Source organism: Chryseobacterium lathyri, assembly GCF_003290185.1.
GTDB lineage: Bacteria > Bacteroidota > Bacteroidia > Flavobacteriales > Weeksellaceae > Chryseobacterium > Chryseobacterium lathyri.
Genome location: NZ_QNFY01000005.1, coordinates 311,880 through 337,325, shown reverse-complemented (window position 1 = coordinate 337,325; position 25,446 = coordinate 311,880). Strand labels below are relative to the sequence as shown.

Annotated in this window: 21 protein-coding genes; 8 read left to right on the top strand and 13 right to left on the bottom strand. The window is 38.8% G+C overall.

Annotated features, from left to right (window positions below; all coding sequences use genetic code 11):
• Positions 1-156 precede the first annotated feature (156 nt).
• Together DRF61_RS09170 and DRF61_RS09165 are read right to left on the bottom strand one after the other, a co-directional pair.
• Positions 157-1,521 (bottom strand): AAA family ATPase, encoded by a 1,365-nt coding sequence (locus tag DRF61_RS09170; RefSeq protein ID WP_111956196.1) that lies wholly within the window; start codon positions 1,519-1,521, stop codon positions 157-159.
• A 124-nt stretch (positions 1,522-1,645) separates the two neighbouring features.
• A complete protein-coding gene (locus DRF61_RS09165) occupies positions 1,646-2,632 on the bottom strand; it encodes an alpha/beta fold hydrolase (RefSeq protein ID WP_157963375.1) in 987 nt (328 codons plus the stop codon).
• A gap of 202 nt (positions 2,633-2,834) precedes the next feature.
• Here DRF61_RS09165 and DRF61_RS09160 point away from each other — a divergent pair, with 202 nt between their 5' ends.
• Positions 2,835-3,746: an ABC transporter ATP-binding protein gene (locus tag DRF61_RS09160; protein WP_111956192.1), complete on the top strand. Its 912-nt coding sequence runs from the start codon at positions 2,835-2,837 to the stop codon at positions 3,744-3,746.
• Entirely contained in the window at positions 3,739-4,584 is an 846-nt protein-coding gene (locus DRF61_RS09155; protein WP_111956190.1) for an ABC transporter permease, read from the top strand. Before DRF61_RS09160 ends, DRF61_RS09155 begins: the two co-directional genes overlap by 8 nt.
• A 191-nt stretch (positions 4,585-4,775) precedes the next feature.
• Here DRF61_RS09155 and msrB read toward each other — a convergent pair whose 3' ends face one another.
• The 4 genes from msrB to DRF61_RS09135 form a co-directional block, all read right to left on the bottom strand.
• Positions 4,776-5,867 (bottom strand): peptide-methionine (R)-S-oxide reductase MsrB, encoded by a 1,092-nt coding sequence (gene msrB, locus DRF61_RS09150; protein ID WP_111956263.1) that lies wholly within the window; start codon positions 5,865-5,867, stop codon positions 4,776-4,778.
• A gap of 20 nt (positions 5,868-5,887) precedes the next feature.
• A complete protein-coding gene (locus DRF61_RS09145) occupies positions 5,888-6,331 on the bottom strand; it encodes a DUF417 family protein (protein ID WP_111956188.1) in 444 nt (147 codons plus the stop codon).
• 79 nt (positions 6,332-6,410) lie between these two features.
• The gene (locus DRF61_RS09140) at positions 6,411-6,683 is read right to left on the bottom strand and encodes a hypothetical protein (RefSeq protein ID WP_111956186.1); all 273 of its coding nucleotides are present in this window, start codon (positions 6,681-6,683) and stop codon (positions 6,411-6,413) included.
• 12 nt (positions 6,684-6,695) lie between these two features.
• Positions 6,696-7,250, bottom strand: a complete 555-nt coding sequence (locus DRF61_RS09135; protein WP_111956184.1) for a sigma-70 family RNA polymerase sigma factor — start codon at positions 7,248-7,250, stop codon at positions 6,696-6,698.
• Positions 7,251-7,556: 306 nt separating this feature from the next.
• On the opposite strand from DRF61_RS09135, the gene alaS reads away from it, so the two are divergent.
• The 4 genes from alaS to DRF61_RS09115 all read left to right on the top strand — a co-directional run bounded on the left by alaS (position 7,557) and on the right by DRF61_RS09115 (position 14,479).
• Entirely contained in the window at positions 7,557-10,160 is a 2,604-nt protein-coding gene (alaS, locus tag DRF61_RS09130) for an alanine--tRNA ligase (RefSeq protein WP_111956182.1), read from the top strand.
• Between the two features lie 159 nt (positions 10,161-10,319).
• On the top strand, positions 10,320-12,734 hold the full coding sequence (locus DRF61_RS09125; RefSeq protein WP_111956180.1) for a hypothetical protein: 2,415 nt from the start codon (positions 10,320-10,322) through the stop codon (positions 12,732-12,734).
• A gap of 29 nt (positions 12,735-12,763) precedes the next feature.
• Positions 12,764-13,000, top strand: a complete 237-nt coding sequence (locus DRF61_RS09120; protein ID WP_111956178.1) for a hypothetical protein — start codon at positions 12,764-12,766, stop codon at positions 12,998-13,000.
• A gap of 9 nt (positions 13,001-13,009) precedes the next feature.
• Positions 13,010-14,479 (top strand): M20/M25/M40 family metallo-hydrolase, encoded by a 1,470-nt coding sequence (locus DRF61_RS09115; protein WP_111956176.1) that lies wholly within the window; start codon positions 13,010-13,012, stop codon positions 14,477-14,479.
• A 498-nt stretch (positions 14,480-14,977) separates the two neighbouring features.
• On the opposite strand, the gene ilvA is transcribed toward DRF61_RS09115, so the two are convergent.
• The 7 genes from ilvA to folP all read right to left on the bottom strand — a co-directional run bounded on the left by ilvA (position 14,978) and on the right by folP (position 23,364).
• Positions 14,978-16,234 (bottom strand): threonine ammonia-lyase IlvA, encoded by a 1,257-nt coding sequence (gene ilvA / locus DRF61_RS09110; protein ID WP_111956174.1) that lies wholly within the window; start codon positions 16,232-16,234, stop codon positions 14,978-14,980.
• Between the two features lie 11 nt (positions 16,235-16,245).
• Positions 16,246-17,292, bottom strand: coding sequence for a ketol-acid reductoisomerase (gene ilvC, locus DRF61_RS09105; RefSeq protein ID WP_072922848.1), 1,047 nt, complete (start codon positions 17,290-17,292; stop codon positions 16,246-16,248).
• A gap of 47 nt (positions 17,293-17,339) precedes the next feature.
• Positions 17,340-17,621, bottom strand: a complete 282-nt coding sequence (locus DRF61_RS09100) for an ACT domain-containing protein (RefSeq protein ID WP_111956172.1) — start codon at positions 17,619-17,621, stop codon at positions 17,340-17,342.
• A gap of 19 nt (positions 17,622-17,640) precedes the next feature.
• Entirely contained in the window at positions 17,641-19,368 is a 1,728-nt protein-coding gene (gene ilvB / locus DRF61_RS09095) for a biosynthetic-type acetolactate synthase large subunit (protein WP_111956261.1), read from the bottom strand.
• Between the two features lie 7 nt (positions 19,369-19,375).
• Positions 19,376-21,058, bottom strand: coding sequence for a dihydroxy-acid dehydratase (gene ilvD, locus DRF61_RS09090; RefSeq protein ID WP_174772293.1), 1,683 nt, complete (start codon positions 21,056-21,058; stop codon positions 19,376-19,378).
• A gap of 209 nt (positions 21,059-21,267) precedes the next feature.
• On the bottom strand, positions 21,268-22,140 hold the full coding sequence (gene ilvE / locus DRF61_RS09085) for a branched-chain-amino-acid transaminase (protein WP_111956168.1): 873 nt from the start codon (positions 22,138-22,140) through the stop codon (positions 21,268-21,270).
• Positions 22,141-22,476: 336 nt separating this feature from the next.
• Positions 22,477-23,364 carry a dihydropteroate synthase gene (folP, locus tag DRF61_RS09080; RefSeq protein ID WP_444979411.1) on the bottom strand — a complete coding sequence of 296 codons (888 nt, stop codon included), beginning with the start codon at positions 23,362-23,364 and terminating at the stop codon, positions 22,477-22,479.
• 399 nt (positions 23,365-23,763) lie between these two features.
• On the opposite strand from folP, the gene DRF61_RS09075 reads away from it, so the two are divergent.
• Together DRF61_RS09075 and DRF61_RS09070 are read left to right on the top strand one after the other, a co-directional pair.
• Entirely contained in the window at positions 23,764-24,327 is a 564-nt protein-coding gene (locus DRF61_RS09075) for a DUF1599 domain-containing protein (RefSeq protein WP_111956166.1), read from the top strand.
• Positions 24,328-24,333: 6 nt separating this feature from the next.
• Positions 24,334-25,446 (top strand): BT_3928 family protein, encoded by a 1,113-nt coding sequence (locus DRF61_RS09070; protein ID WP_111956164.1) that lies wholly within the window; start codon positions 24,334-24,336, stop codon positions 25,444-25,446.

Here is a 25,446-nt window from a genome sequence, read left to right as displayed (position 1 = left end):
GTATGTATGTTAAAAGAATTTGAACCAAGAGTCAAGAGCCAAGATATCAGATTTCAAATTTCAGATTAAAGATTTCCATCCTCAAACGTTATCGCATTCAAGCTCTCTTACTCTAAAACTTTCCCACACTAAAAACTCTCAAACCCGAATCCCGCATTACCCTTTTTCAGGATCATGTCCCTCTTCACCATTATGCTGAAAACCGATTGCTCTTCTTGGCTCTTCAACGGCTTTATAAGTATCCAGCTCTTTTTTCAGAGCCTGAATCCTGAATTTAAATTCGTCGAAATTATTGATTACAGCATCTGCCAGGAATCTTGCAACCTGATCCAGATACTCCCCGGTCAGCTTTCCGGCAGCATCTCTCAGCGCTGCTTCCAAAAGTTTCTGATCGATCTTAAGATTTTCATTTTTGGTCTGCTGATATCGGTTTTTAAGACGTTTCTTCAGACTCTGCGTAAAATCAATGAGCATTGTATTGCTGAATGCCTTCATTTTAGATGAAATCTCATGCCAGAACGGAACTTTATCGGCTTTGTTATTTTTAAGAATTTTATACAAAAGAGAATCTTCTTCAAGCTCTCTGGTCATCGCATACAGAATAATCTCTGAACGCTCTGAAGCATTGGGAGGGAATATAGGAATCATCACATCAAATCTTCCCGGAGCGAGAATTTCTTCGTCAATCTCCGAAACAGAATTGGCGGACCCCACCATCAACAGCTCTTCTTTTTCAAATTTCCCGATATAATGCAGGATTAATTCCTGGGTTTCCAGATTACAGGAAGCAAGGTTTGTTTCCGCTTTTCTCTCCATCATAATCTCATCAAAATCGTCAAGAAAAAGCAGAACTTTTTCTTCTTTCATCATGGTGAGCAGAAAATCATTGAAGTTGGTTTTATTTCCGTCTATGAAAGAGGTTCCCAAATAATGTTTTTTGACTTCTTTAAATTGATATCCGATAATCTCGGAGATTTTGGTCGCCCAGAATATTTTCCCACTGCCGGGAGGCCCGTACAGAATAATGCCTGCCGGTTTGTGAATGCCCCAATCTTTGATCTGCTGAGGATTTAAGAATGGTTCTAAAACAGCCGATATATAAAAGAATAAATCTCTGTATCCGATAAAATCTCTATGTTGAAGAGTCGTTTTTTGCCCGAAATAATCATAGACAAACTGATAATTGCCACCCAATTTATTATCTATACCATAACTTGAGATTGAGGAACGGAAAAAGCCGTTATCAAAAATATTGGGATTTCCTTCTTTAATCGCTTCTTCGATCTTTTCTTTGGGCTGATTGATCACCTCTGCGATCTGCTCCAGGGTTTTATTTTTGTCCAGATCTTTTTCATAAAGCTTTAAAAAGTCCAGGTTTTCACGGGCAAACTTTTCGAAATCTTTCTTTACTTCAAAGTTTGTACTTATGCATACCCCCAGCTCAAGATCAAAATCCTGGATAAACTGTTTGATGGCTTCTGCTGAAACATTAAGCTCCTTAGCTAACTCAATTAACTTCATAAACTACCGATTAATTCTATCAAATTTAATATTTTAATCTTAAAATCTACGGGAAAATATATTAAAGTTTAACATAAACCCACCCTGGTCTTATGAAGAAGAAAAACAGGAAAGCAAGAGCCTTTTACTTAACCGTAACTTTTTTAACCATATCGTTTACAGCTTCTTCTATGATCTTCGGCTGGTCCTGATTAATATAATGTCCACTTTTTGGTACAATGATCTGTTTACTGTCGGTAGATAAATTCAGCAAATCTTTCTGCATTTTATCCCACGCTTGAAGCATTTCGCTTTTTAATTTCTGATCTTTAATAAAGGTATTATATCTTGTCTTATCACCTGCTGTAATTATACACAAAGGAATTGAGCCAAAAGAATTGATGGCAGCAGCTTCAGCTTTAATAGATTTCATATGGTCCTGTTCTTCCAGGGTAGCATCAGCACTTTTGTAAAGCAGCGCAGGCATCACAGAGTTTTGGAATTTATACTCAGTCGTGGCCGGAAACATATTTTCAAACATAAGCCTTGCCATACCGAAAGTATTTGCAAACTGGAGAAATCCTCCCGGAAGCCCTTGATTTACCATTTTATGCATTTCAGGTGACAGGTATTTTTCATCTGCCGGATATTGGCTGTCTACCAATATCACTCCTGCTACATCCGCCGGATATTTTTGTACGAAGAACCGGATAAGCATTCCCCCGAAGGAATGTCCGACAAGGATATAGGGCTTCGGGGCTTTTGATTTTTCTAGAAGCGTATGAAGTTCTTCTGCCATTTTTTCGCCTGTTTTAGGGTTTGTTCCCCGCTCACTCCACAGAATCCCGGATCTGTCATAAGAAAATGTAGTATAGGTTTTCGGAAGATTTTTCTGGATATGATACCACTGCAGATGACCCGCTGGATCGAAAGCTGTTTCGAAAACGACTGTAGGTCCGCCCTTTCCTTCCTGTAAATAGTGTATTTTATGGTTTTCAACTTCTACAAACTGGCCATCCGGCTGGATTTTTTCAGCTATTGAACGGGATATTTTTTCAAAAATAAATCCGGTAATTAGTAATAGGATGACGATTAAAAGCAAGGCCATTAACAGTCTTTTTATCCATTTCATAATATTCATAGTTTGTTTTTTTTGTTGTGATAGTTTCCTCAATAGGTCTGTACTCCATAAAAATAGTTACATCTATAAAACAATAAGACCGTGAATCTTGTTACAGTGAGTTTTGGTATTTGGCTAAATATTATCTAAAAAAAACAATAACGCTGTAACAATCCCTTAATTACATAGACTACTACTATGTAAAACAAATTACATGGAAAAAATTTTATCAGTAAAGAATTTAACCAAGAAATTCAAGAGAACTGTTGTCAACAATATCTCTTTTGATGTAGAAAGAGGAAATGTCTATGGTTTATTAGGACCAAACGGGAGCGGAAAATCCACGACATTCGGAATGCTGTTATCTACGATCAATCCAACCAGCGGAGATTGGTATTGGTTTGGGCAGAAAGGAACGGATCCGGATACCTTGAAAAAGATTGGAGCTATTATAGAACAGCCTAATTTTTATCCGTATCTGGATGCTGAAACGAATCTGAAGATCGTCGCTGAAATTAAAGGAACTCCTCACACAAGAATTGATGAAGTCCTGAAAACTGTTGGTCTTTTGGAAAGGAAAAAAGATGCTTTCAAAACATATTCTTTGGGGATGAAGCAACGTTTGTCCATAGCATCAGCCATGCTGAATAATCCGGAGGTGATGATTCTTGACGAACCTACCAACGGACTGGATCCTGAAGGAATTATCCAGATCAGAGATATCATCAGCAAAATTGCCAAGCAGGGTATCACTATTATCATTGCCAGTCATCTTCTGGACGAAATTGAAAAGATCTGCAGCCACGTTATTGTTTTGAAGGAAGGAAATTCCATCTATTGCGGACGGGTGGATGAAATAACGGCTAACAACGGATATTTTGAGTTAAAGGCGGACAACAATACACTTCTTTTAAATGCCCTGGAGGAGCTTCAGTGGTTCAGTGCTGTAAAAGCAGACGGTGATATTATCAAGGCTCAGATTCGAGATGACGCCTCTATATCTGCCTCAACTTTAAATCAGAAGCTTGCCGAAAAAGGGATTTATCTTTCTCATTTAACGAAGAAAAAACTGTCTCTGGAGTCTCAATTCCTTGAACTTGTAAAAAACACGAATACCCATGCTTAAACTATTAAAATTAGAATATTATAAAAACCTGAACTACAAACCGTTCAAGGTTTTCACAATCTTATATTTCGCCATTCTCATCGCTCTTCTTTTCATCGGGCTGGTGGATCTGAATGTTTTCGGAGGAACTGTTAATTTAAAAGAACAGGGCATTTATAATTTCCCGGAGATCTGGAATTTCACCACATGGATTGTCGCTTTGCTAAAGATCTTTCTTGGATTAATTATTGTTTTTTCAATCTCCCAGGAATTCACCAACAGAATGTTTAAGCAAAATACGATCGACGGACTGAGCAGAAAGGAATTTATAAGTTCAAAGCTTTTAACAATTACCATCTTTACAACAGTTTCCACATTGATTGTGTTTATCATTACTATGTTTTTGGGACACCAGTATTCCAAGGTTACTGATGCTTCAAAAATTTATGCAGAGGTTTACTATATCGGAAATTATTTTGTAAAGCTGTTTACATTCTTCTCTTTCCTGATGTTCCTTTCTGTATTACTGAGAAAATCTATGTTTGTATTCCTGGGTTTCTTCGCATACTGGGTTGCTGAAAAGATTTTGGCAGGGCTCGAAGCTTACCAGAAATTAACAGGAATGCAAGGGGCACAAAGAAAAGCAGTTCTTGAGAATGATTTCTTCATCACCAATCTTTTGCCTTTAGAAAGCATGTCAAATTTAATCCCGAATCCCCTGATGAGATTAAATATAATCAAAGTTATGGGGGTAAAATATGAAGCTCATTATCCTACAGAAAGTATGATAGCGTGTATCATTTGGTCTGTAATCTTTATTTTTGGGTCTTACTGGATCCTGAGAAAAAGGGATTGGTAGGTGTATGAGATTTAAAAATTGGAAGATTGAATAATTTAAAATGAAGTGGTCCTTTGGATCACTTTTTTGTTTTGATCAGGGAAAGGAGGTTTCAAATTCATTATTAAAAGGGTGCCCAAATATCCGCGCTATCCGCAAAAATTTGCATCTTGATCAAAAAAAAGACCGCCTTTCAGCGGTCTATCTTCATATTACTTTTTATCCAGCAGAGAGATATAATCTCCGTAGCCTTTTTTCTCCATGTCAGCTTTAGGAATAAACTTCAGCGAAGCACTGTTGATGCAGTATCTAAGACCTCCTTTATCTGCAGGACCGTCTGTGAAAACGTGTCCAAGGTGAGCGTCTCCTGTTTTACTTCTTACCTCCACCCTTACCATTCCGGCAGATTTGTCCATTTTCTCATCGATCAGTTTTTTGGTAATCGGTTTTGAAAAACTTGGCCATCCACAACCTGATTCAAACTTATCGGTTGAAATAAACAGGGGTTCTCCTGTGGTGATATCTACATAAATACCTTCACGGGTTTCGTCCCAGTATTCATTCTGGAAAGGTCTTTCCGTTGCGTTTTCCTGAGTTACTTTATACTGTTCTTCAGTCAGCTTTTCTTTCAAAACTTTTTTATCCTGCTTCTGGTATTTTGCTTTGGGAAGCGGGTTGGCATTTTTAGCCATTTCAAAAAGGCCCGGTTCAATGTGACAGTAACCTCCCGGATTTTTGCCGAGATAATCCTGATGATAATCTTCCGCTTTATAGAAGTTTTTCAACGGAATTGTTTCTACTACAACCGGCTTACTGAAATTCTTAGATAATTTCGTAACTTCTTCTTTTACAATAGCCTCTGTATCTTTATCTGTAGAATAAATCCCTGTTCTGTACTGATCTCCCCTATCATTTCCCTGTTGGTTTAAACTTGTCGGATCAATCGTTTTAAAATACAAATCAATCAGCAGCCTAAGATCAACCTGTTCAGGATCATATTTCACTTTTACCGTTTCAGCAAAACCTGTCGTATGACTTACCACCTGCTCATACGTCGGATTTTTAACATTTCCGTTTGCGTAGCCAACTTCAGTTCCTACAACGCCACGAATTTGTTGAAAAAAGTGTTCTGTTCCCCAGAAACATCCGCCTGCAAAATAAACTTCTTTTACATTTTTACTATCCATAATGGTCTCATTTTCTCTTTTAGTTTCAGTGGATTTCATTTTTTTTGAATCTCCACAACTCATTGCAAATACTCCTATTCCCAGAATCATTCCGAGTAATATTAATATATTTTTCATTTTTATCTTTTTATTTGTATTCATTTTTTTTGAAATATCAATAATCCAAATCCTAAAAGCATTAGATCTTTCAGAATAAAAAAATCTGTGACAGGAACTCCATCCACTATTTTCCAGATTCCGGGAGTGGTAAACAGATAGCTCAGTGTTACAAGAAATGTCATAATCATCCCGCCTCCGGCATACTTTCTTAGAGATGCAAATTTCACACTAAATATCAGTAATAAAGCAATGATAATTTCTATCACTCCGATAGCATTTGACACCATCTGGATGCCTGCTATTTTATATACGAAAAAAGTAAGGAAATGGTTTTCAACCAGAGGTTTAATGGCAGCAGCTTCTGTGGGTGTGAATTTAAATACGCCAATCCAGAGTAAAATAAACGCGGCACCAAAAAGCGAAATATAATATCCTGTTTTGTACGTCGGCGATTCTACGTTAAGTTGTAATGTTCCGTTCATGTCTTTAAGATTTTGAATGATCCTTTATTATTGTCAAAAGTATAGTCGGAAACATTTCAAAATCCTGACAGCATTTCTTCTAAAGATTTAATTTTTCTAAAACTTTATTTTTAACACCCTGAATATCAGAATCATTAATTTCAGCATTTTCTTTTTGAGACAGTTTACGTTTTAAAATATCATCCAAAATTTTAAGTTTCTCTTCATAAGCTCTACACCATTTACAGATCTTTATGTGCATGGAAAGCTGCCAGTCTTCCTTTTGGGAGATCGCTTTGGCATTCCTTTTTTCCATCAGCATTGTAGCTTTGCTGCATGGCAGGAACAGAATATGAATAAATTTTCTCAACATTTTATGATATGGTTATAAGTTGGCAAACCAGTTGACCTCAAGGCACTCCCTCAGCTGCATTCTGCTTCTCTGAAGAATCTTCCATAGATTGGTCGCAGAAATCTGCAATTCCTGACTCACTTCCGGTGCTTTTTTTTCCTGAAGATAATACATTTTCATCGGAATCTTCCATCTGGCGGGCAAATCCTCAATGCAATCTTCCAGCGTTTTATTGAAATCATTATTATCCAAAAGCTCCGGCTCTTTATCCGAAACATTCCAGTCATTCAAAACACTGTCATTCTTCCAGGAACCTGTTTCATCAAAAAAATGATCCAGCCTGATCTCCGGTTCTGATTTATATTTTTTACGGTAAAAATCGGCAGCTTTTCTGTTTAAAATAGCCATCAGCCAGGTTAGCGGCTGGCTTTTTTCTTCAAAAGAGTCATAAGACGAATAGGCCGCTAAAAACACATCCTGTACCAGATCTTCTGCTTCCACTTTATCTGAAAGCAGATAAGCTGCTCTTTTCAGAAGAGGCCCGGAATACTGTTCTACCCAGCTTTTCAGCACTTCATTTTTCGTCATTTTTTATTCTTTAATATCATAAAAACTCATTTTATCAATTGCGCAGAACATTATATATTGAACTTCGAAATCATAAAAATCTATCAAGGCTTTATTTAATATTAAAACGAATATAAAAAGTTAAATGATAATATACAAAGTTTTATTACGATCGTCATTGCAACTACAGGTAAAGCAATCTCAAAATATAAACACTTCCCGTCCTACACCATTCAAAACATAGCATAAAATTATTTACAAATCGCTTAAAAACATTAAATTTGCATCTTATCAAAAATTTGATAGTTTTAAAAGCAAAGCAATACTATGACATCACAAGAGATACGTCAAAAATTTTTAGATTATTTTAAAAGTAAAGACCACCTTATCGTTCCTTCAGCACCTATCGTTCTGAAAGACGACCCTACCCTTATGTTTTCCAACTCAGGAATGACACAGTTCAAAGATTTCTTCTTAGGCTACAAAACGCCTACAGCACCAAGAATTGCAGATACACAGAAATGCCTTAGAGTTTCCGGAAAGCATAATGACTTAGATGATGTGGGAAGAGATACATACCACCACACCATGTTTGAAATGTTGGGAAACTGGTCTTTTGGTGATTATTTCAAAAAAGATGCTATTGCTTTTGCCTGGGAATTACTGACTGAAGTATTCGGAATTCCAAAAGAAAATTTATACGTAACCATTTTCGAAGGAGATGCTTCTGAGAATTTGGAAAGAGATCAGGATGCTTACAATTTCTGGAAATCACACATTTCGGAAGACAGAATTATCAATGGAAACAAAAAAGATAATTTTTGGGAAATGGGAGAAAGCGGACCGTGCGGACCGTGTTCAGAAATCCACGTTGACCTTAGAACTGAAGAAGAAAAAGCTAAAGTTTCAGGACTTGATCTGGTAAATAACGACCATCCTCAGGTAGTGGAAGTATGGAACCTGGTATTCATGGAATTCAACAGAAAGGCAGATAAAAGTTTGGAAAAACTTCCTCAGCAGCATGTGGATACAGGAATGGGCTTCGAGCGTCTGTGTATGGCACTTCAGGGCAAATCTTCAAATTATGACACCGATGTTTTCACTCCGCTTATTGCTAAAGTGGAAGAACTTTCAGGTAAAAAATATACAGGAATTTTAGAAGACGAAAAAGATATTGCAATCCGTGTTGTGGTAGACCACATCAGAGCGGTTGCTTTTGCAATTGCTGACGGGCAGCTTCCTTCCAATGGAGGTGCAGGGTATGTAATCCGAAGAATTTTAAGAAGAGCAATCTCTTATTCTTACCGATTCCTAGGAATGAAAGAACCTTTCCTTTACAAACTTGTTGCTGTACTTCAAGAGCAAATGGGCCCTTTCTTCCCTGAGATCGAAAAGCAGGGGAAACTGGTTTCCGAGGTGATCAAAAGTGAGGAAGATTCATTCTTGAAAACTATTGAAAACGGACTGATCAGAGTTGAAAAGTTAATTCAGCAGACTATTGCAGATAATTCAAAAGTATTACCAAGCGAAGAAGTTTTTGAATTATATGATACGTACGGGTTCCCGGATGATTTAACGAGAATTATTGCAGAAGAAAAAGGACTTACCATTGATGAAGCGGGATTCAAAGTTGAAATGGAAAAGCAAAAACTCCGTTCCAAAGCTGATTCTGCTCAGAAAGTATATGACTGGGTAACTTTAGAAACAAAACCTGAAAACTTTGTAGGATATGATCAGATCGAGTCTGAAACCTATATTACACGATACAGAAAAGTAGAAAACAAAGACGGAGAATTTTACCAGGTAGTACTGAGCAGTTCTCCATTCTATCCAGAAGGCGGTGGCCAGGTGGGAGACAAAGGTATTCTGGAAAATGCCGTTGAAAGCTTTGAAGTTTTAGAAACCAAAAAAGAAAACGGACTGATCATTTCCCTGATCAATGGTCTTCCGAAAGATGCCGGGGCCGTTTTCTATGCTAAAGTTGATGCAACCGACAGAAAAAATTCTCAAGCGAATCACTCGGTAACTCACCTTTTACATGAGGCATTAAGAGAGGTTTTAGGAACTCATGTAGAGCAGAAAGGTTCTTACGTAGGTCCTGATTATCTTCGTTTCGACTTCTCTCATTTCAATAAAATGACGGAAGAAGAACTGGCATTGGTAGAAGAAAAAGTAAACCACAAGATCAAAGAAAGCATTGCTTTACAGGAGTTCAGAAGCATTCCTATTCAGGAGGCTTTGGATAAAGGAGCTATGGCTTTATTCGGTGAAAAATACGGTGACAATGTGAGAATGATCCAGTTTGGAAGCTCTAAGGAGCTTTGCGGGGGAACTCACGTAAAAAATACAATCGAAATCGGTCATTTCAAAATTACTTCTGAAGGTTCTGCTGCTGCAGGGATCAGAAGAATTGAAGCCATTTCAGGAGATAAATCTGAGGAGTATTTCAAAAATCTGGAAAATCAGATTCATGAGCTTTCTCAACTATTGAAGTCTAAAGATGTTGTAAGATCTATAGAAAAACTGATTGAAGAAAATACATCTTTAAAATCTGAAGTGGAAGCCCTTAAAAAGGAAAAAGCAAAAGGTGAGATCGGTGAATGGAAAAATGCTTACGAGCAGAAAGGCAACAAGCAGCTGTTGGTGAAGAAAACTTCCCTGGATGCAGGTTCTGTGAAAGACATTGTATTCCAGCTGAAGAGAGAAATCCCATCTTCAGTAACGATTATTCTTTCCGATGCAGACGGAAAACCAATGATCACCGTTGGAGTTTCTGATGATCTGGCAGCAGATTATCAGGCAGGAGCTATCGTAAAAGACCTGGCAAAAGAGATCCAGGGAGGCGGAGGCGGAAATCCGGGCTTTGCAACAGCGGGAGGTAAAAACCTTGACGGCCTGGAAAATGCTTACCAAAAAGCTTTGAATATTTAGGAATAATCCTTTTATCATAAAACATCAAAACTCCTGAAAATATCAGGAGTTTTTTTTCTGTATTTTTTCTATCTGAACCTTAGATGAAATCAATGTATTAACAAATCATAAAAACTTTCTCAACACAAGAAATATTACTACTTTTGACCTAATTCTTGCATGAAAAGGTTTTTAGTTTTATTGTTTTTGATGATCAGCTTCTTTGGTTTTACCCAATCAAGGATTAAGGTCATTGATGAAACCGACCAGAAACCAATATCCAACGCCAAAATATCCTGTGATGGAAAGGTTTTAGGCTTTACAGATATCCAGGGCATCCTGGAATTTAAGTCCTCCTGCAGTACCCTTGAAATCCAGGCAGAAAAATATCAAAATGAGACAGCATCTGTTGAAGCAGACATGGAAGTTTTGATGATGAAAAAAATATCAAAAACAACGGATATTGAAACTGTAATCATTGAAGACCGAAGCGATCCCCGGGCTTTGGAAATCCTTAAAAAGGTGAACAGGCTGTTCAGGGAGAATTCGCCAAAAAGTTTAGGCTCCTACTCTTTTAAATCTTACGAGAAAATATCCCTGGATATCGATCAGGACAGTATTTCGCAGTTTAATCAGTTTTTTAATGACACTCAGTTTTTCAAGAAAAAGAGGGAAAAAGATTCATTAAATAATATCTCCGCCAAACAGATCTTTTCAAAAAGCAAACTCTTTCTGTGGGAAAGAGCGCAGGAATTTTTATATTCCAAACAATATGGTGAAAAGATTAATGTCCTGGACAACCGGATTTCCGGTCTGAAGCAGCCGATCTATGAAATGATCGCCATTCAGCAAAGCAACAGAGATAAAATCCCCAACCAGATCAAGCAGGAAAACAGAGGGCTTTACCGGTTTTTTCTTTCGGATACCATTGAAGTGAACGGAAGAAAAACTTTCGTGATCCGTTTTCGTGAGGTGAACTATAAAAAACCAGATAAAAGGAGAAAATACAACGGTGCGATCTATATAGATACCGAAACCTACGGCATCGAGAAGATCGAAAATTTTAGCAAAAACAAGAACGACGGTATTATTACGAGTACCTGGATTTTTTATAATAACAAATGGTTCTTGGCTCAGGAAAAAGTAAAACTGAGAATGAGCAGGGTGGCCATGGAAGAGGAAGGCAAAGGAAAGACCGAAGAGCACCATGGGAAAAAGGATAGAACCAGTTTTGGGACGTATGCTTTTCTCACTTCTACTTATTTTGACTTCAAGTCGCCAATTGAGGAAAACCAGAATGATTTTAAAGGCTATACATTTTCAGTAAAAAATGCAGACGGACACCTTTTGGATCAATACAGAACCGATCCACTGACGGAAAGGGAAAGAAATACATATACTACGATAGACAGTCTGGGTAAAAAATACAATATCGATAGTAAAGCAAAAATCCTGACCGGGCTTATCAATGGGCAGATCCGAATGGGAATTGTAGATTTCGCAGTAGATGAAATTGTAAACTACAACCTGTATGAAGGCTTCAGATTAGGTTTGAAGGCAAAGATTAACGAAACTTTTAATCCTTATTTTTCACCGGATTATTATTTCGCGTACGGCTTCAAAGACGATAAATGGAAATATGGGATCGGTCTTGATATGAAGACCTCTTTGGATAAAAATTCATTTTTCAGAGCTGAATATTATAATGATGTGACGGCATCGGGAGAATTCTACAGACGACTGTGGAATTTCAAGATGAGAACAATGAATTACGGAAACAACATCAACAATGATAAATACTACCATTACAGAGGCGCTTCCCTATCCTATCTGAACGATGTTACAAACGGACTGACACTGGTTTTCGCAGCCAAAAGAAATGTTGAAGAAGCTAAATTTGATTATGAATTCCGGGGGAAAGGCGGTGAGTTTGATAATTTCAATACCTTGTTTACCTTAAAATATTCACCGAATTCTACGAATATCATGACTCCTCAGGGAAAATCTATCATCGATCAGAAATACCCCGAGCTGTATTTCAACTATGAGCAGAGTTACAAAGTTCTGGGAGGAGATTTCAATTACACGCGTTTTGATGCCCTGTTTGTGCACAATTTTAAAACGATGTTCGGAACTACAGGATTCAGGTTGTATGGCGGAATGGTATTGGGTGAAGCGCCTATCTGGAAACATTTTACAATGAATGGGCTGGCCTCTCCAAGAAAGGATTTTAATTTCAACTTTACGTCTTACCTGGGTTTTGCAACACTGGAGGGTGGAAAGTATTACAATGATAAATTCGTTGCCTATTATTTCACCCACAAACTTCCTTTGTATTTTAAAAGTTTCGGACAGAATATTTCGAGCTTTGATTTTGTACTGAGAGGAACAATCGGAGATATGAAGCATCCGGAATATCATGAGTTCAAATTCAGAAAACTGGATCATCTGTATCAGGAAGTGGGTCTGGAATGGAATAATTTCTTATCAAGTTATTTTAATTTAGGACTATTCTACAGAGTTGGATATTACACCACTCCCAATTTCAAGCAGAATTTTGCCATCCAGTTCAAACTGAAACTATTAGAATTTTAAATAATATTTATAAATACATAAAAACAAAGATGCAGCGAATAGAAATAAAAGCGGAACAGTTTTTTGAATTATTAAAACTAAAAGACACTTCAATGTGGGAGATTTTTTCGCAGATGATCGATGGTAATGAAAAGGAAATTATATTTCTTAACAATGAAGATAAAGTCCTTTTTAATTATATCCTCCCTGCAGAACAGGAAAAACTTGAGGAAGACAGAAAAGAATTTTCAAAACAGTTCTCAGATAAATTGGCTAACTTCAATTAAAAATTTTAAATGAATAAAAGCTACATATTCTCTCTATTGAGTATTTTCCTTTTCAGCTTTGGGACTGCTCAGAATTATAAAAAGCCTTTAGTTTCTGCCATCAAAGAAGCCGATTTAAGGAAAGACATGTATGAGCTGGCTGCAGATCAGTTCTGGGGACGTGAAGCAGGAACTTTAGATGAATTAAAAGTTTCGATGTGGCTTGCTGACAAAGCCAAAGAAGCCGGAATGAAACCCGCCGGTGACAATGGTACATTTTTCCAGTTTTTTGATATGTATAGGCATCAGGTGACCCCTCAAAGTAGTTTGAAAATTGGAAACAGCAGCCTTAAGCTCTGGAAAGATTTTCTTGTTGCAGAACCCGTCAATGCAGCGATTGAGACTGAAATTGTGTACGCAGGAAATACAGAGCCTGAAGAGCTTTCCAAATTAAACATCAAAGGAAAAGTTCTTGCAGTGAATGCCTCCGATAAAAACATCAACAAGGAAATGACTCTTTTTGTAAGAAGATATCCCGGTTTTGTAAGAACAAAATATTACAATAAAGCTCTTGAACTGAGCGCAAAAGCCGTGATTTTCATCACCGATGATATTTCTGAAAAAAGCTGGGTTGAAGTTCTTCCTCAAATGACAAGAGGAACCTACGGCGTGGAAGGTCTGAGAGAGAAAATAACGGATAATATTCCTGTTGTATGGATCAAGAGAGAAAATGCAGACTGGGTAAAAAACAATCCTAAAATTGCGCTGAACCTCATCACAGAAACCTACAAATATCCTTCTGTAAACATCATCGGAAAAATTGAAGGCACAGATCCTGCCCTTAAAGAAGAATACGTTTTGCTGAGCGGTCACCAGGATCATGACGGAATCAGACATCCTGTGAAAAATGACACCATCTACAACGGTGCCGACGATAATGCCAGTACATGCGTTGCCATGCTAGCCATGGCCAGAGCTTACAAGAAACAGCCCGGAAAAAGAAGTATTCTGTTTGTTTTCCATGGAGCGGAAGAAAGAGGATTGCTGGGTTCCAGATGGCATGCTGCTCATCCGGTCGTTCCGAAAGAAAAAATCGTAGCCGTTCTGAACGGTGATATGATCGGCAGAAATGATAATAATGAAGCCGCTCTTCTGGGAGGAAATGCCCCGCATAAAAACTCTGAGGAACTGGTAAAAATGGCAGAAGATGCCAATAATGAAAGTACAAAATTCAAATACCTGAAAGACTGGGATTCTCCAAATCACGCTGAATATTTCTACTTTAGAAGCGATCACTTACCATATGCAAAAATTGGAATTCCAGCCGTATTTTTCACCAGCGTACTGCATGACCAGTACCATACCCCTCAGGATGAATCTGAAAATATCAATTACAAAAAGTTGTATAAAATGACGGAATGGATGTACCGGACATCCTGGAAAGTAGCCAATGAGGCTGAACGTCCAAAAGTAATTTCTAACTTTACGCTTGAGAGATAAATAAAAGTTTCGGCGGCCCTCCGGGCCGCCGAAACTCATTTTTTATGTCATTGCGAGGAGAGCAGCGACGAAGCAATCTCTTTATTCTTTATTTTTCAGATTGCTTTACCATTGCTTACATTCTGCCAGATATTCTACATTATTCTTTTGTCTTGAAACAAAAGAATCAAAAATTCAAGACCTGGAAACTTCCGCTAAAAATAAATCCTGTTCTCTAAAAATTCTAAAACTTGCGCGGATGTATTATTTCTGCTTTGTTTTCAGTCACAGTCCCGCGCTTCGGACAGTAGAATTTTCTTAACGTTCACAGCATTTATTTTCTTAACGCTCCATTTTCCGAAGCCGGATTATAGTGGCTAAAAAAGCAATATTCAGCAAACATTATAACAAATCAACAATATTAAATTTTATCACAGATAAAATCCTTGCGCCTTAACAACGCATTCTATGAAAAAAATTAGCGTCTTTGTGATAAACCAACACCATACATACACCATTTTAAATAAGCAGATTCATCAAAGACGGATCATTATTCAGATAATTGACAAAAAAGTCATACTTCTTCATGTTATCGAGCAGCGGAGTAAAATCTTCACTATCTTTTAATCCAATTCCTAAAACAGCAATTCCTTTCTCCTTTGAGTTCTTTTGCGTGTATTCAAAAAAAGTAATGTCATCATTCGGCCCCAAAACATTCATCACAAAAGTTTTCAAAGCTCCCGGACGCTGTGCAAATCTAACGAGAAAATAATGCTTTAACCCTGCGTGGAGAAGAGCTTTTTCTTTGATCTCTTCCATCCGGGTAATATCATTATTGCTGCCACTGATGATACAGACCACATTTTTTCCTCTGATCTGATCCTTATATTTTCCCAGTGCAGCCACAGAAAGAGCCCCGGCAGGTTCCACGACCACAGCATCTTTATTGTAGAGGGAAAGAATAGTTTCGCACACCATTCCTTCATCCACTAAAGCCATATCGTGCAGCACATTTTTACAGAGCTCGAAATTAAGATCACCTACTTTCTGTACAGCCGCTCCATCTACAAAACGGCTTATTTTTTCAAGAAGCACCGGTTGACCTTTTTCCAGTGCCTTTTTCATGCTTGCCGCTGCAGAAGGCTCCACTCCTATAATCTTCGTATGTGGAGACAATTCTCTGAATACAGAACAAACGCCTGCAGCCAAACCACCGCCTCCAACTGGAAGAAAAAGATAATCAATGAGCTCATCCGACTGCTCAAGAATCTCCAGCGCTGCCGTAGCCTGGCCATTAATAATATCCTGATCATCAAACGGGTGAATAAATATCCCTTGGTTCTCTTTACAGAACTTCAATGCGGCATCCTTAGCTTCATCGAAAGTATCCCCGTAAAGCACAATATCTATATCATCTCCTCCAAACATTTTCACCTGTTCCAGCTTTTGTCCCGGCGTGGGCAAAGGCATGAAAATAGTTCCTTTCACCTTCATCGTACTGCATGCAAAAGCGACCCCCTGAGCATGGTTTCCCGCACTGGCACAAACCACCCCTTTTGCAAGATCTTCAGGAGACATCACCGCCATTTTATTGTAAGCTCCCCTGATTTTGTAGGATCTCACCTGCTGCAGATCTTCTCTTTTAAAGCTTACCTTCGCGTCATAAATGCCGGAAAGGTTATTATTAATAGCCAGAGGTGTTCTTACCACTACATTTTTGAGTCTTTTTGCTGCTTTATAGACATTGTCCAAAACAGAAGAATATGTTTCTTCCATTATTTTCGTGATTAATTGTTCTCTGGTCTGAGACTTCGGACCGTCTTCCCTGCTCTCCACATTTCGCTTTCTCTAAGCTCAGTCAGTTCTACTTCCAGTTTTTCCCTGTAATCGTGTTTGCTGTTGCTGTCGATGGAACGCTGGGCTTCATCTCCTTTGGCAACACTTTCATATAATTCTTCAAATAATGGGGAAGTAGCATCTCTGAAACGTTTCCACCAGTCCAATGCTCCTCTTTGTGCTGTGGTGCTGCAGTTCGCATACATCCAATCCATACCGTTTTCTGCAACCAGTGGCATTAATGATTGTGTAAGTTCTTCAACTGTTTCGTTAAATGCTTCGGAAGGGCTATGACCATTTTTCCTCAACACATCGTATTGGGCGGCAAATATTCCCTGTACGGCACCCATTAATGTTCCTCTTTCTCCTGCAAGGTCACTGAACACCTCCTTTTTAAAATCTGTTTCAAATAAATACCCGCTTCCGATAGCTATTCCCAATGCAGTCACTCTTTCTCTTGCTTTTCCTGTAGCATCCTGATATACGGCAAAACTGCTGTTCAGTCCGCGATCCTGAAGAAACATCCTTCTCAGTGAGGTTCCGGATCCTTTAGGGGCAACCAGAAACACATCAACCTCAGCCGGCGGAATAATTCCTGTTCTTTCATTAAAGGTAATTCCGAAACCGTGAGAAAAATACAGTGCTTTTCCGGGAGTAAGATGCTGTTTTACTTTCGGCCAGTATTCGATCTGGGCCGCATCACTCAAGAGATAGCAAATAATCGTTCCTTTTTGCAGAGCTTCTTCTATTTCGAATAAGGTTTCTCCGGGTACAAATCCATCTGCTACAGCCTTATCCCATGATTTTGAGTTTTTTCTCTGGCCCACAATCACATTGATCCCGTTGTCTTTCTGGTTCAGTGCCTGTCCCGGCCCCTGTACGCCATAGCCGATCACCGCTACGATCTCATCTTTTAATACTTCCTGAGCTTTATCTAATGGAAATTCCTCTCTTGTTACTACATTTTCTTCTACTCCGCCAAAATTCAATTTTGCCATTTTTTAAATTTTTATATGTTGTTAATGATATTTGATTGTTGCTTTATTCAGCTTGCGTGTGCAGCTGCGGTCAGGTATGGATTTTTATGGTAATGAACCTCAAGAACATCTACCTGTTTTTCCATCTGCCGGGTAATCTTCTGTACAGATTCTTCAGTTTCCCTGATAACGATGACAAACTTTTTTACTTTTTCAATATCGGAAGGCCCTGCATTAAAATTCACAATAGAGATTCTTCTCCTTGAAAAAATAGCATTGATCCTGCCGATCAGCCCCAGATAATCTTCTGTGTAGGCTGTTATGGTGTATTCCTTGTTTTCTGAATTCATCTTTTTCCTATTTAAATTGTTATGTCTTATTGTTGGTCAATACGATCTCTGATACGCTTTTTCCCTGAGGAATCATTGGAAAAACATTATGTTCTTTCCCGGTCATGACTTCAAGCAGAAAGGCTCCTTTATGATGAAGCATTTCACTGAGTCCTGCTTCCAGTTCTTCTCTCTCCGTCACTTTTCTTCCCGGGATCTTATATCCTTTGGCTACCTGTACAAAATCCGGACTCTGAATATCTACCGAGGAATATCTTTCCTCGTGAAAAAGCTCCTGCCACTGTCTTACCATTCCCAGATAGCAGTTATTAAGAATCAAGATCTTAATATCAGGCTGATACTGCATCAGTGTTCCCAATTCCTGGATATTCATTTGTGCACCACCATCTCCCATCACCGCAATAACATGACGGTTGGTGACTCCATAGGCAGCTCCTATTGCAGCAGGAAGGCAGAATCCCATGGTTCCTAGTCCTCCGCTGGTGATATTGCTTCTGGAATGTTTAAAGAATGAATATCTGCAGGTAGCCATCTGATGCTGCCCTACATCGGTTACGATCACAGCTTCACCCTGAGTCATATCATTCAGGTGCCGAATCACTTCTCCCATCGTAATTTCACCTTCAGAAGGATATAATTCGTGGCTGATCAGCTGATGATGTTCAATTTCATAGCAGTCTTTAAACTTTTGATGCCAGTCCGTATACGCTCCCGGTTCTATCAGCTGTGTTAAAAGTGGTAAGGTTTCTTTGCAGTTTCCGAGAACGGGAACCTCAACTTTTACATTTTTATTGATTTCTGCTTTGTCAATATCCAGATGGATGATTTTCGCCTGTTTCGCATATTGATCCAGTCTTCCGGTCACACGGTCATCAAAGCGCATTCCTACAGCAATCAATACATCACATTCATTGGTAAGGATATTGGGACCATAGTTTCCATGCATTCCTACCATTCCTACAGACTGTGGATGGTCCGTTGGGATCGCACTCATTCCTAAGACCGTCCATGCTACCGGAATTCCTGATTTCTCAGCAAACTGTAAAAACTCACTCTCTGCTTTTCCCAGCATAATCCCCTGTCCGGCAATGATGAATGGTTTTTCTGCATTATTAATGAGAAAAGAAGCTTTTTCAATAGCATCCATATGGGGAACCGGATCGGGTCTGTAACTTCTCAAAGAATCACAAGGTGTGTAACCTCTGTTGAACACCTTTTGCAGCTGGGCATTTTTCGTAACATCAATTAATACCGGGCCGGGTCTTCCTGATCTTGCAATGTAGAACGCTTTGGCCAATACTTCCGGAAGTTCATCGGCATCGGTTACCTGATAATTCCACTTGGTAACGGGACTGGTGACATTCATAACATCAATTTCCTGAAACGCATCGGTTCCCAGAAGATGATCAAAAACCTGTCCCGTAATGCATACAATAGGTGTATTATCCAACAGGGCATCAGCTAATCCTGTCACCAAATTGGTTGCTCCCGGACCACTTGTCGCTAATACCACTCCCACTTCTCCGGATACTCTGGCAAGCCCCTGTGCTGCATGGACTGCTCCCTGCTCATGGCGGACCAGAATATGCTCAAGCTGATCTTTATAGTCGTAAAGTGCGTCATAGATTGGGATAATAGCCCCGCCCGGATATCCGAATATTGTTTTTATCCCTTCCTGAAGAAATGCTTCAAGGATGATCCGGCTGCCGCTGATTTCTGTTTCTGTGGATACATTTAGATTCTTCATTGTCTTTTTATTGAGTGATTTCATCTGTTACACAGCCTTCTGCAGCTGATGATACGGTGAGTGCATATTTGTACAGCAATCCTTTTTTTACTTTAAGTTCAGGTTTTTGCCATCCTTTCTTTCGTTGCTCAATTTCTTCTTCGGAAACCTGGAGCTGTATGGTATTGTTGACGGCATCGATTTCAATAAGATCGTTATCTTTCACAAAAGCGATCAGACCGCCTTCATAGGCTTCAGGAGTAATATGTCCCACCACAAATCCATGAGTACCACCGCTGAATCTTCCGTCGGTAATCAGAGCAACACTTCCACCCAAGCCCGCTCCAATAAGAGCGCTGGTAGGTTTCAGCATTTCCGGCATTCCCGGTGCACCCTTAGGGCCTTCATGACGGATGACAATGACATCTCCGTGCTGAACTCTTCCGTTTTCAATTCCTTTGATCAAATCTTTTTCGCCATCGAATACTCTTGCCTTTCCTGAAAATTTTTCTCCTTCTTTTCCGGTGATCTTAGCTACACTTCCTTTTTCAGCAAGGTTCCCGTACAGTATTCTCAAGTGTCCTGTTTCTTTGATTGGATTGGATAAGGGTCTGATGATCTTCTGCTTTGTAAAATCAAGGCTTGGAACATTCTCAAGATTTTCAGCGATGGTTTTTCCGGTAACCGTTAAACAGTCACCATGCAGTAAACCTTCTTCCAATAAATACTTCATGACAGCGGGTGTTCCTCCATGGTTATGAAGATCCTGCATCAGGTATTTCCCGCTTGGCTTAAGATCTGCCAATACCGGTGTGATATCACTCATTTTCTGGAAATCGTCCTGAGTTACAGAAACGCCTACGCTTTTTGCCATTGCTATAAAATGCAGAACCGCATTAGTGCTGCCTCCAAGAATGATGATCAGACGAAGCGCATTTTCAAAGGCCTTACGGGTCATGATATCAGATGGTTTGATATCTTTTTCCAGTAATATTTTAATATATTTTCCTGCTTCAAGACACTCATTCTGTTTTTCTTCACTTAGTGCGGGATTGGAAGATGAGTACGGAAGGCTCATTCCTAAAGCTTCTATGGCTGATGACATGGTATTGGCTGTGTACATTCCTCCGCATGCGCCTGCTCCCGGACAGGAATTTTTAATCACTCCGTTGAAATCTTCTTCTGAAATTTCTCCGGCAATTTTTTTTCCTAAAGCTTCAAAAGCCGAAACGATATTAAGAGGTTCGTTCTTATAGCACCCAGGAGCTATTGTTCCTCCATAGACCATGATGGATGGTCTGTTCAGCCTTCCCATGGCGATAATGGTTCCCGGCATATTCTTGTCACAACCAGGTAATGCGATAATTCCGTCATAATACTGTGCTCCACAGATGGCTTCGATGCTGTCTGCGATCACGTCGCGGCTGACCAGTGAATACCGCATTCCGTCTGTGCCATTACTCATCCCGTCGCTTACGCCTATGGTATTGAATATTAATCCCGCAAGACCATGGTTCCAGGTTCCTTTTTTTACCACTTTAGCAAGATCATTGAGGTGCATATTGCAGGTATTCCCATCATATCCCATACTGGCAATACCGATCTGGGCCTTGTGCATATCTTCTTCTGTAAAGCCTATTCCGTAAAGCATTGCTTTTGCGGCGGGCTGTTCGCTGTTTTGTGTGAATGTTTTTGAATATTTATTTAACATATTATCCTGCATTTGCTGTTCTTATCCTCTCTGTGTGTATCAATAATTTCATTTTTTTGGAATTCATCACTGAAGCTTTTACTTAATTTTGGTCCAAAACTACAGCTTGTAATCTCTTTTTTATTTTCACTTTTAGGAAAACTACAATATTCAACTGTCTGAAAAATAGATACATTTATCTGATTATCAATAATTTAAATTCCTTAAATTTACAATGACAGAACTCTTACCAGTTTCTGATAGGCCTGCTGTACTTTTCCACTTGCTGTATCCTCCCAGTTTTTGGTAAAAGGAACATCATCCAAAGAATCCAGCGCTACAATTTCAGCTGCTGTACCACAAAAGAAAGCGGCATCAGCTCCTCTCATTTCTTCAGGCTTAAAGAAGGTTTCTTTAACGGGAATATTCAATTCACTGCATATTTCAAACACAGTCTGCCTTGTGATGCCCGGCAGTATGCTCCCTTTTGCGGGCGTAAATAATGTTCCGTCTTTTTCGTAGAATATATTGGCTCCTGAGCTTTCAGCAACATTTCCGTTTTCATCAAGTAACAGGGCTTCATCGTAGCCTTTGTCTTTGGCATCCTGGCAGGCAAGAATAGAATTGACGTAGTGGCCGCCTACTTTGGCTTCCACTTTAAAGGCCTTAGGATTTGGACGTTGAAAACCTGAGGTCATGATTTTCATTTTGTCTGCGAGATAGCCGTTGCTCCATTCCCAGGCAAGCAGAGAGAGGTAGGATTTTTTTCCTTTTGAAAGGGACATATTCGGCGAACAGGTTACCAGTGGGCGGATATAAGCATCGCTGAACCCGTTACGTTCCAAAAGCTCATAGGTGAGATCTGTAAGCTCACTGACTGAATAATCAAACGGGATGTACATCAGCTCTGCTGATTTTTTCAGCCTTTCATAATGTTCTTCTGCTTTAAAAATTCTGGTTCCGTGATCCGTATTGTAGGATTTTATACCTTCAAAAACGGAATAGCCATAATGAAGTGATTGTCCATAAAGATCCATTCCGGCCTCTCCGGCCTTGAGGAAGTTTCCATCAAAATACACGATAGTTTTGTCGTTGTAATACATTGTATAGGGTTTAAAAATTAACAAATGGGTATAAAAAAAGCCCTCTCACGATGTGAGAGGGCTCAAATATGTACAGTCATACTCTATCCTTCTCACCAACGCAAGGGAATAATAATGACGATAATAATTACTGTTAATAACTGATACATAAATTCTGAAATAAAAAAAGCCGCTTCAATATGAAACGGCTTATATAATTTTAATTAAAATATTTACACTGCCGCTTCTATACTGTTGTTAATCACAACAATAATGCTAGAAATGACAATAATATTTTTCTGATTCGTAAAATTCATACTGCAAATGTATTCATTTTTTAATATTGAGCAAGCTTTTTTAATACTTTTTATTTTTTTCGCAAAATTGTCTGATGGTTACTGCGGTTTCAGCTATATCATGTACTCTCAGGATTTTAGCTCCCTGTTCCAAAACTGTCCTATGAAGTTTTTGCGTTTCCTCATTAATGTCCAAAGGAGTTTTCCCAAGCGGCTTATAGATAAATGATTTTCTGGAAATTCCGATAAGTAAAGGGAATCGCCCAAAACCCAAATACTCTGTTTCATTGATCATTTTCATCTGATCTTCCACCGTTTTTCCGAAACCAAAACCGGGATCAAGGATGATATCTTTTACTCCTTTTTCGAGAAGTTCAGTACTCTTTTTAGAAAAATAACGATTAACTTCCAGTGTAATATCTTCAAATTTCACTTTGTCATGCATCGTCTCATAAGATGGGTTCACATGCATCAGGATGTAGGGAAGTTTTGTTTCACCCGCAACTTCAAACATGGTATTATCAAACTGCCCGCCTGAAATATCATTGATCATATCAATTCCTTCATTAAACCCAAATTTCACGGTTTCAGCATAGAACGTATCCAGCGATATCAATGCTTCCGGAAATTCTTTTTTGATTTGGGAAATTATGTTTCCGATCCTGGCTATTTCTTCTTTACTGCTCAGAAATTCAGCATTCGGACGTGTGGATTGCGGTCCGATGTCGATGAATTCTGCCCCGTCTTTCAAAAGTGTCTCTGCATGCTCCAACGCTGATTTTTCACTGTTAAATTTCCCCCCGTCTGAAAAGGAATCCGGGGTAAGATTGAGGATACCCATAATCTTTGGGATGTCAAGTTCTACCAGTCTTCCATTGCAGTTAATAGAGTGGAAAGGTTTGAGAGTCGGAGCGTTTGAGGGTCGGAGAGTTTCGGAGTTTGAAAGCATGTCTTATTGATGATTGATACGTGATGATATCCTGCAAAATTAAGACTTATTGTGGAATGTTGCTATTTGTCAGTTGCTAGTTACTGGTTGTCAGTTGCTGGTTTGTTATTGGTTGATAAGGGCTTGTTCGGAAACGAATACTCTTTTAGATAGAAATTAAATTTAGAATCTCTTCCTTTCAAAATTTCCTGACAAGAACCAGCAACTCACAACCAGTAACCAACTCTCTTACTCTCAAACCCTCTCACCCCGAATCCCACAACTATAAAACCCACTCACCCTCCGACTCTCCCCACTCTAAAACTCTCCAACCCAAAAAACCCAAACTCTGACAAAAATCAATCCCCGATTCCTGCTACCTAAAACCGAATTCGTATATTTGGGAGATTAAGAGAATTTATGTCAAAAACATCAGTACAGTTCGGGAAAGTGATCAGTCAGTGTCGTGATCTTTTCAGTAAAAAATTGCAGGATTACGGGGCAGCATGGAGGGTTTTGAGACCCAGTTCTATTACGGATCAGATTTACATCAAAGTGAACAGGGTGCGTACGCTGCAGATGACGGATAAAAAGATGGTGGATGAAAGTGAAGAGGATGAATTCATCGCGATCGTTAACTATTCTATTATCGGGCTTATTCAACTTGAAAAAGGACTTTCGAATGATTTTAATGAAAATAAGGAAGAGGTTTTAAGTCTTTACGACAAATATGCGAATGATGCTCAGGCTTTAATGGAAAAAAAGAATCATGATTATGGTGAAGCTTGGAGAGATATGAGAATTTCTTCCATCACTGATCTTATTTACCAAAAAGTACTGAGAACAAAGCAGATAGAAGACAATCAAGGAAAAACTATTGTTTCTGAAGGGCTGGATGCGAACTATTTCGACATGCTGAATTACGCTGTTTTCTGCCTGATCAAGTTCTCTGAAAAAGAAAATAGTTCCGAAACTCAAAAATAAAATACTATGATCAAAGGTTTATTACGCTTTATTATTGCTGTTATCTTCATTCTTTCAGGCTTTGTAAAGGCTGTGGATCTGGTAGGATTTTCTTTCAAAATGGAAGAATATTTTGCACCACCGGTTTTCAATATGCCGTTCCTGGAAAAATTCGCGCTTCTCTTCTCGATCATTGTGGTCGTACTGGAGCTTTTCCTAGGATTTATGCTGTTGCTGAAACTGAAGCTTAAGTTCACTCTTTCAGCGTTAATTGCCCTTTGTATCTTCTTTGGATTCCTTACTTTTTATTCTGCTTACTTCAATGTGGTAACAGATTGCGGGTGTTTTGGAGATGCAATAAAGTTTACGCCATGGCAGAGCTTTATTAAAGACATTGTGCTTCTTGCCGGTCTCATTATCCTGTTTATACTTTACAGAAAGGAATTCCGTAAAAAAGACGAATACAGCAGTACTGGTACGAAAGAATCTTCCAACAAGTTCAGATATGTTCTGTTAGGCCTTTTTTCTGTGATCATGGTTTACATTATGGCTCAGGGAATCATGCATGAACCGCTAATCGATTTCCGGGATTATAAGATCGGGACGAATATAAAAGCTGAAAAGGAAAAGATCAATAAAAATCCTTCAGAATACAAGACTTTTTACTCTCTTAAAAACCAGAAGACGGGGGAAGTTTTAAAGGTTAATCAGGACGATTATATTAAAGAAACAAAATACTGGGCAGAGGGTTCTCCATGGAAAATTGAGGAAGGAAAAAATGAATCTGTTTTGACGAAAGAAGGGTATAAATCCGAGATCGTAAAATTCAAAATTGAAGATCCAACGGGCATGGATTTGACGGATGAAATCATCAATGCACCGAAAGCTGTTCTGGTATTCTCTTATCACCCAAAAGAAGTTTCTGCTGATCTTATTAAAAAAGTTGAAGCTAAAGTGAATGCTCAAAAAGGAGCTGTGATCTATGGTGTTTCTACGGATCATAACACTTTTAAAACCATTAAAAATGCTATGATGGACGCAACAGCCATCAAAACAATCGCGAGAAGCAATCCGTTTATACTGATATTGGAGAAAGGGAAAATTGTGGACAAGCAACCTGCAAAAGATTATATAAAATAA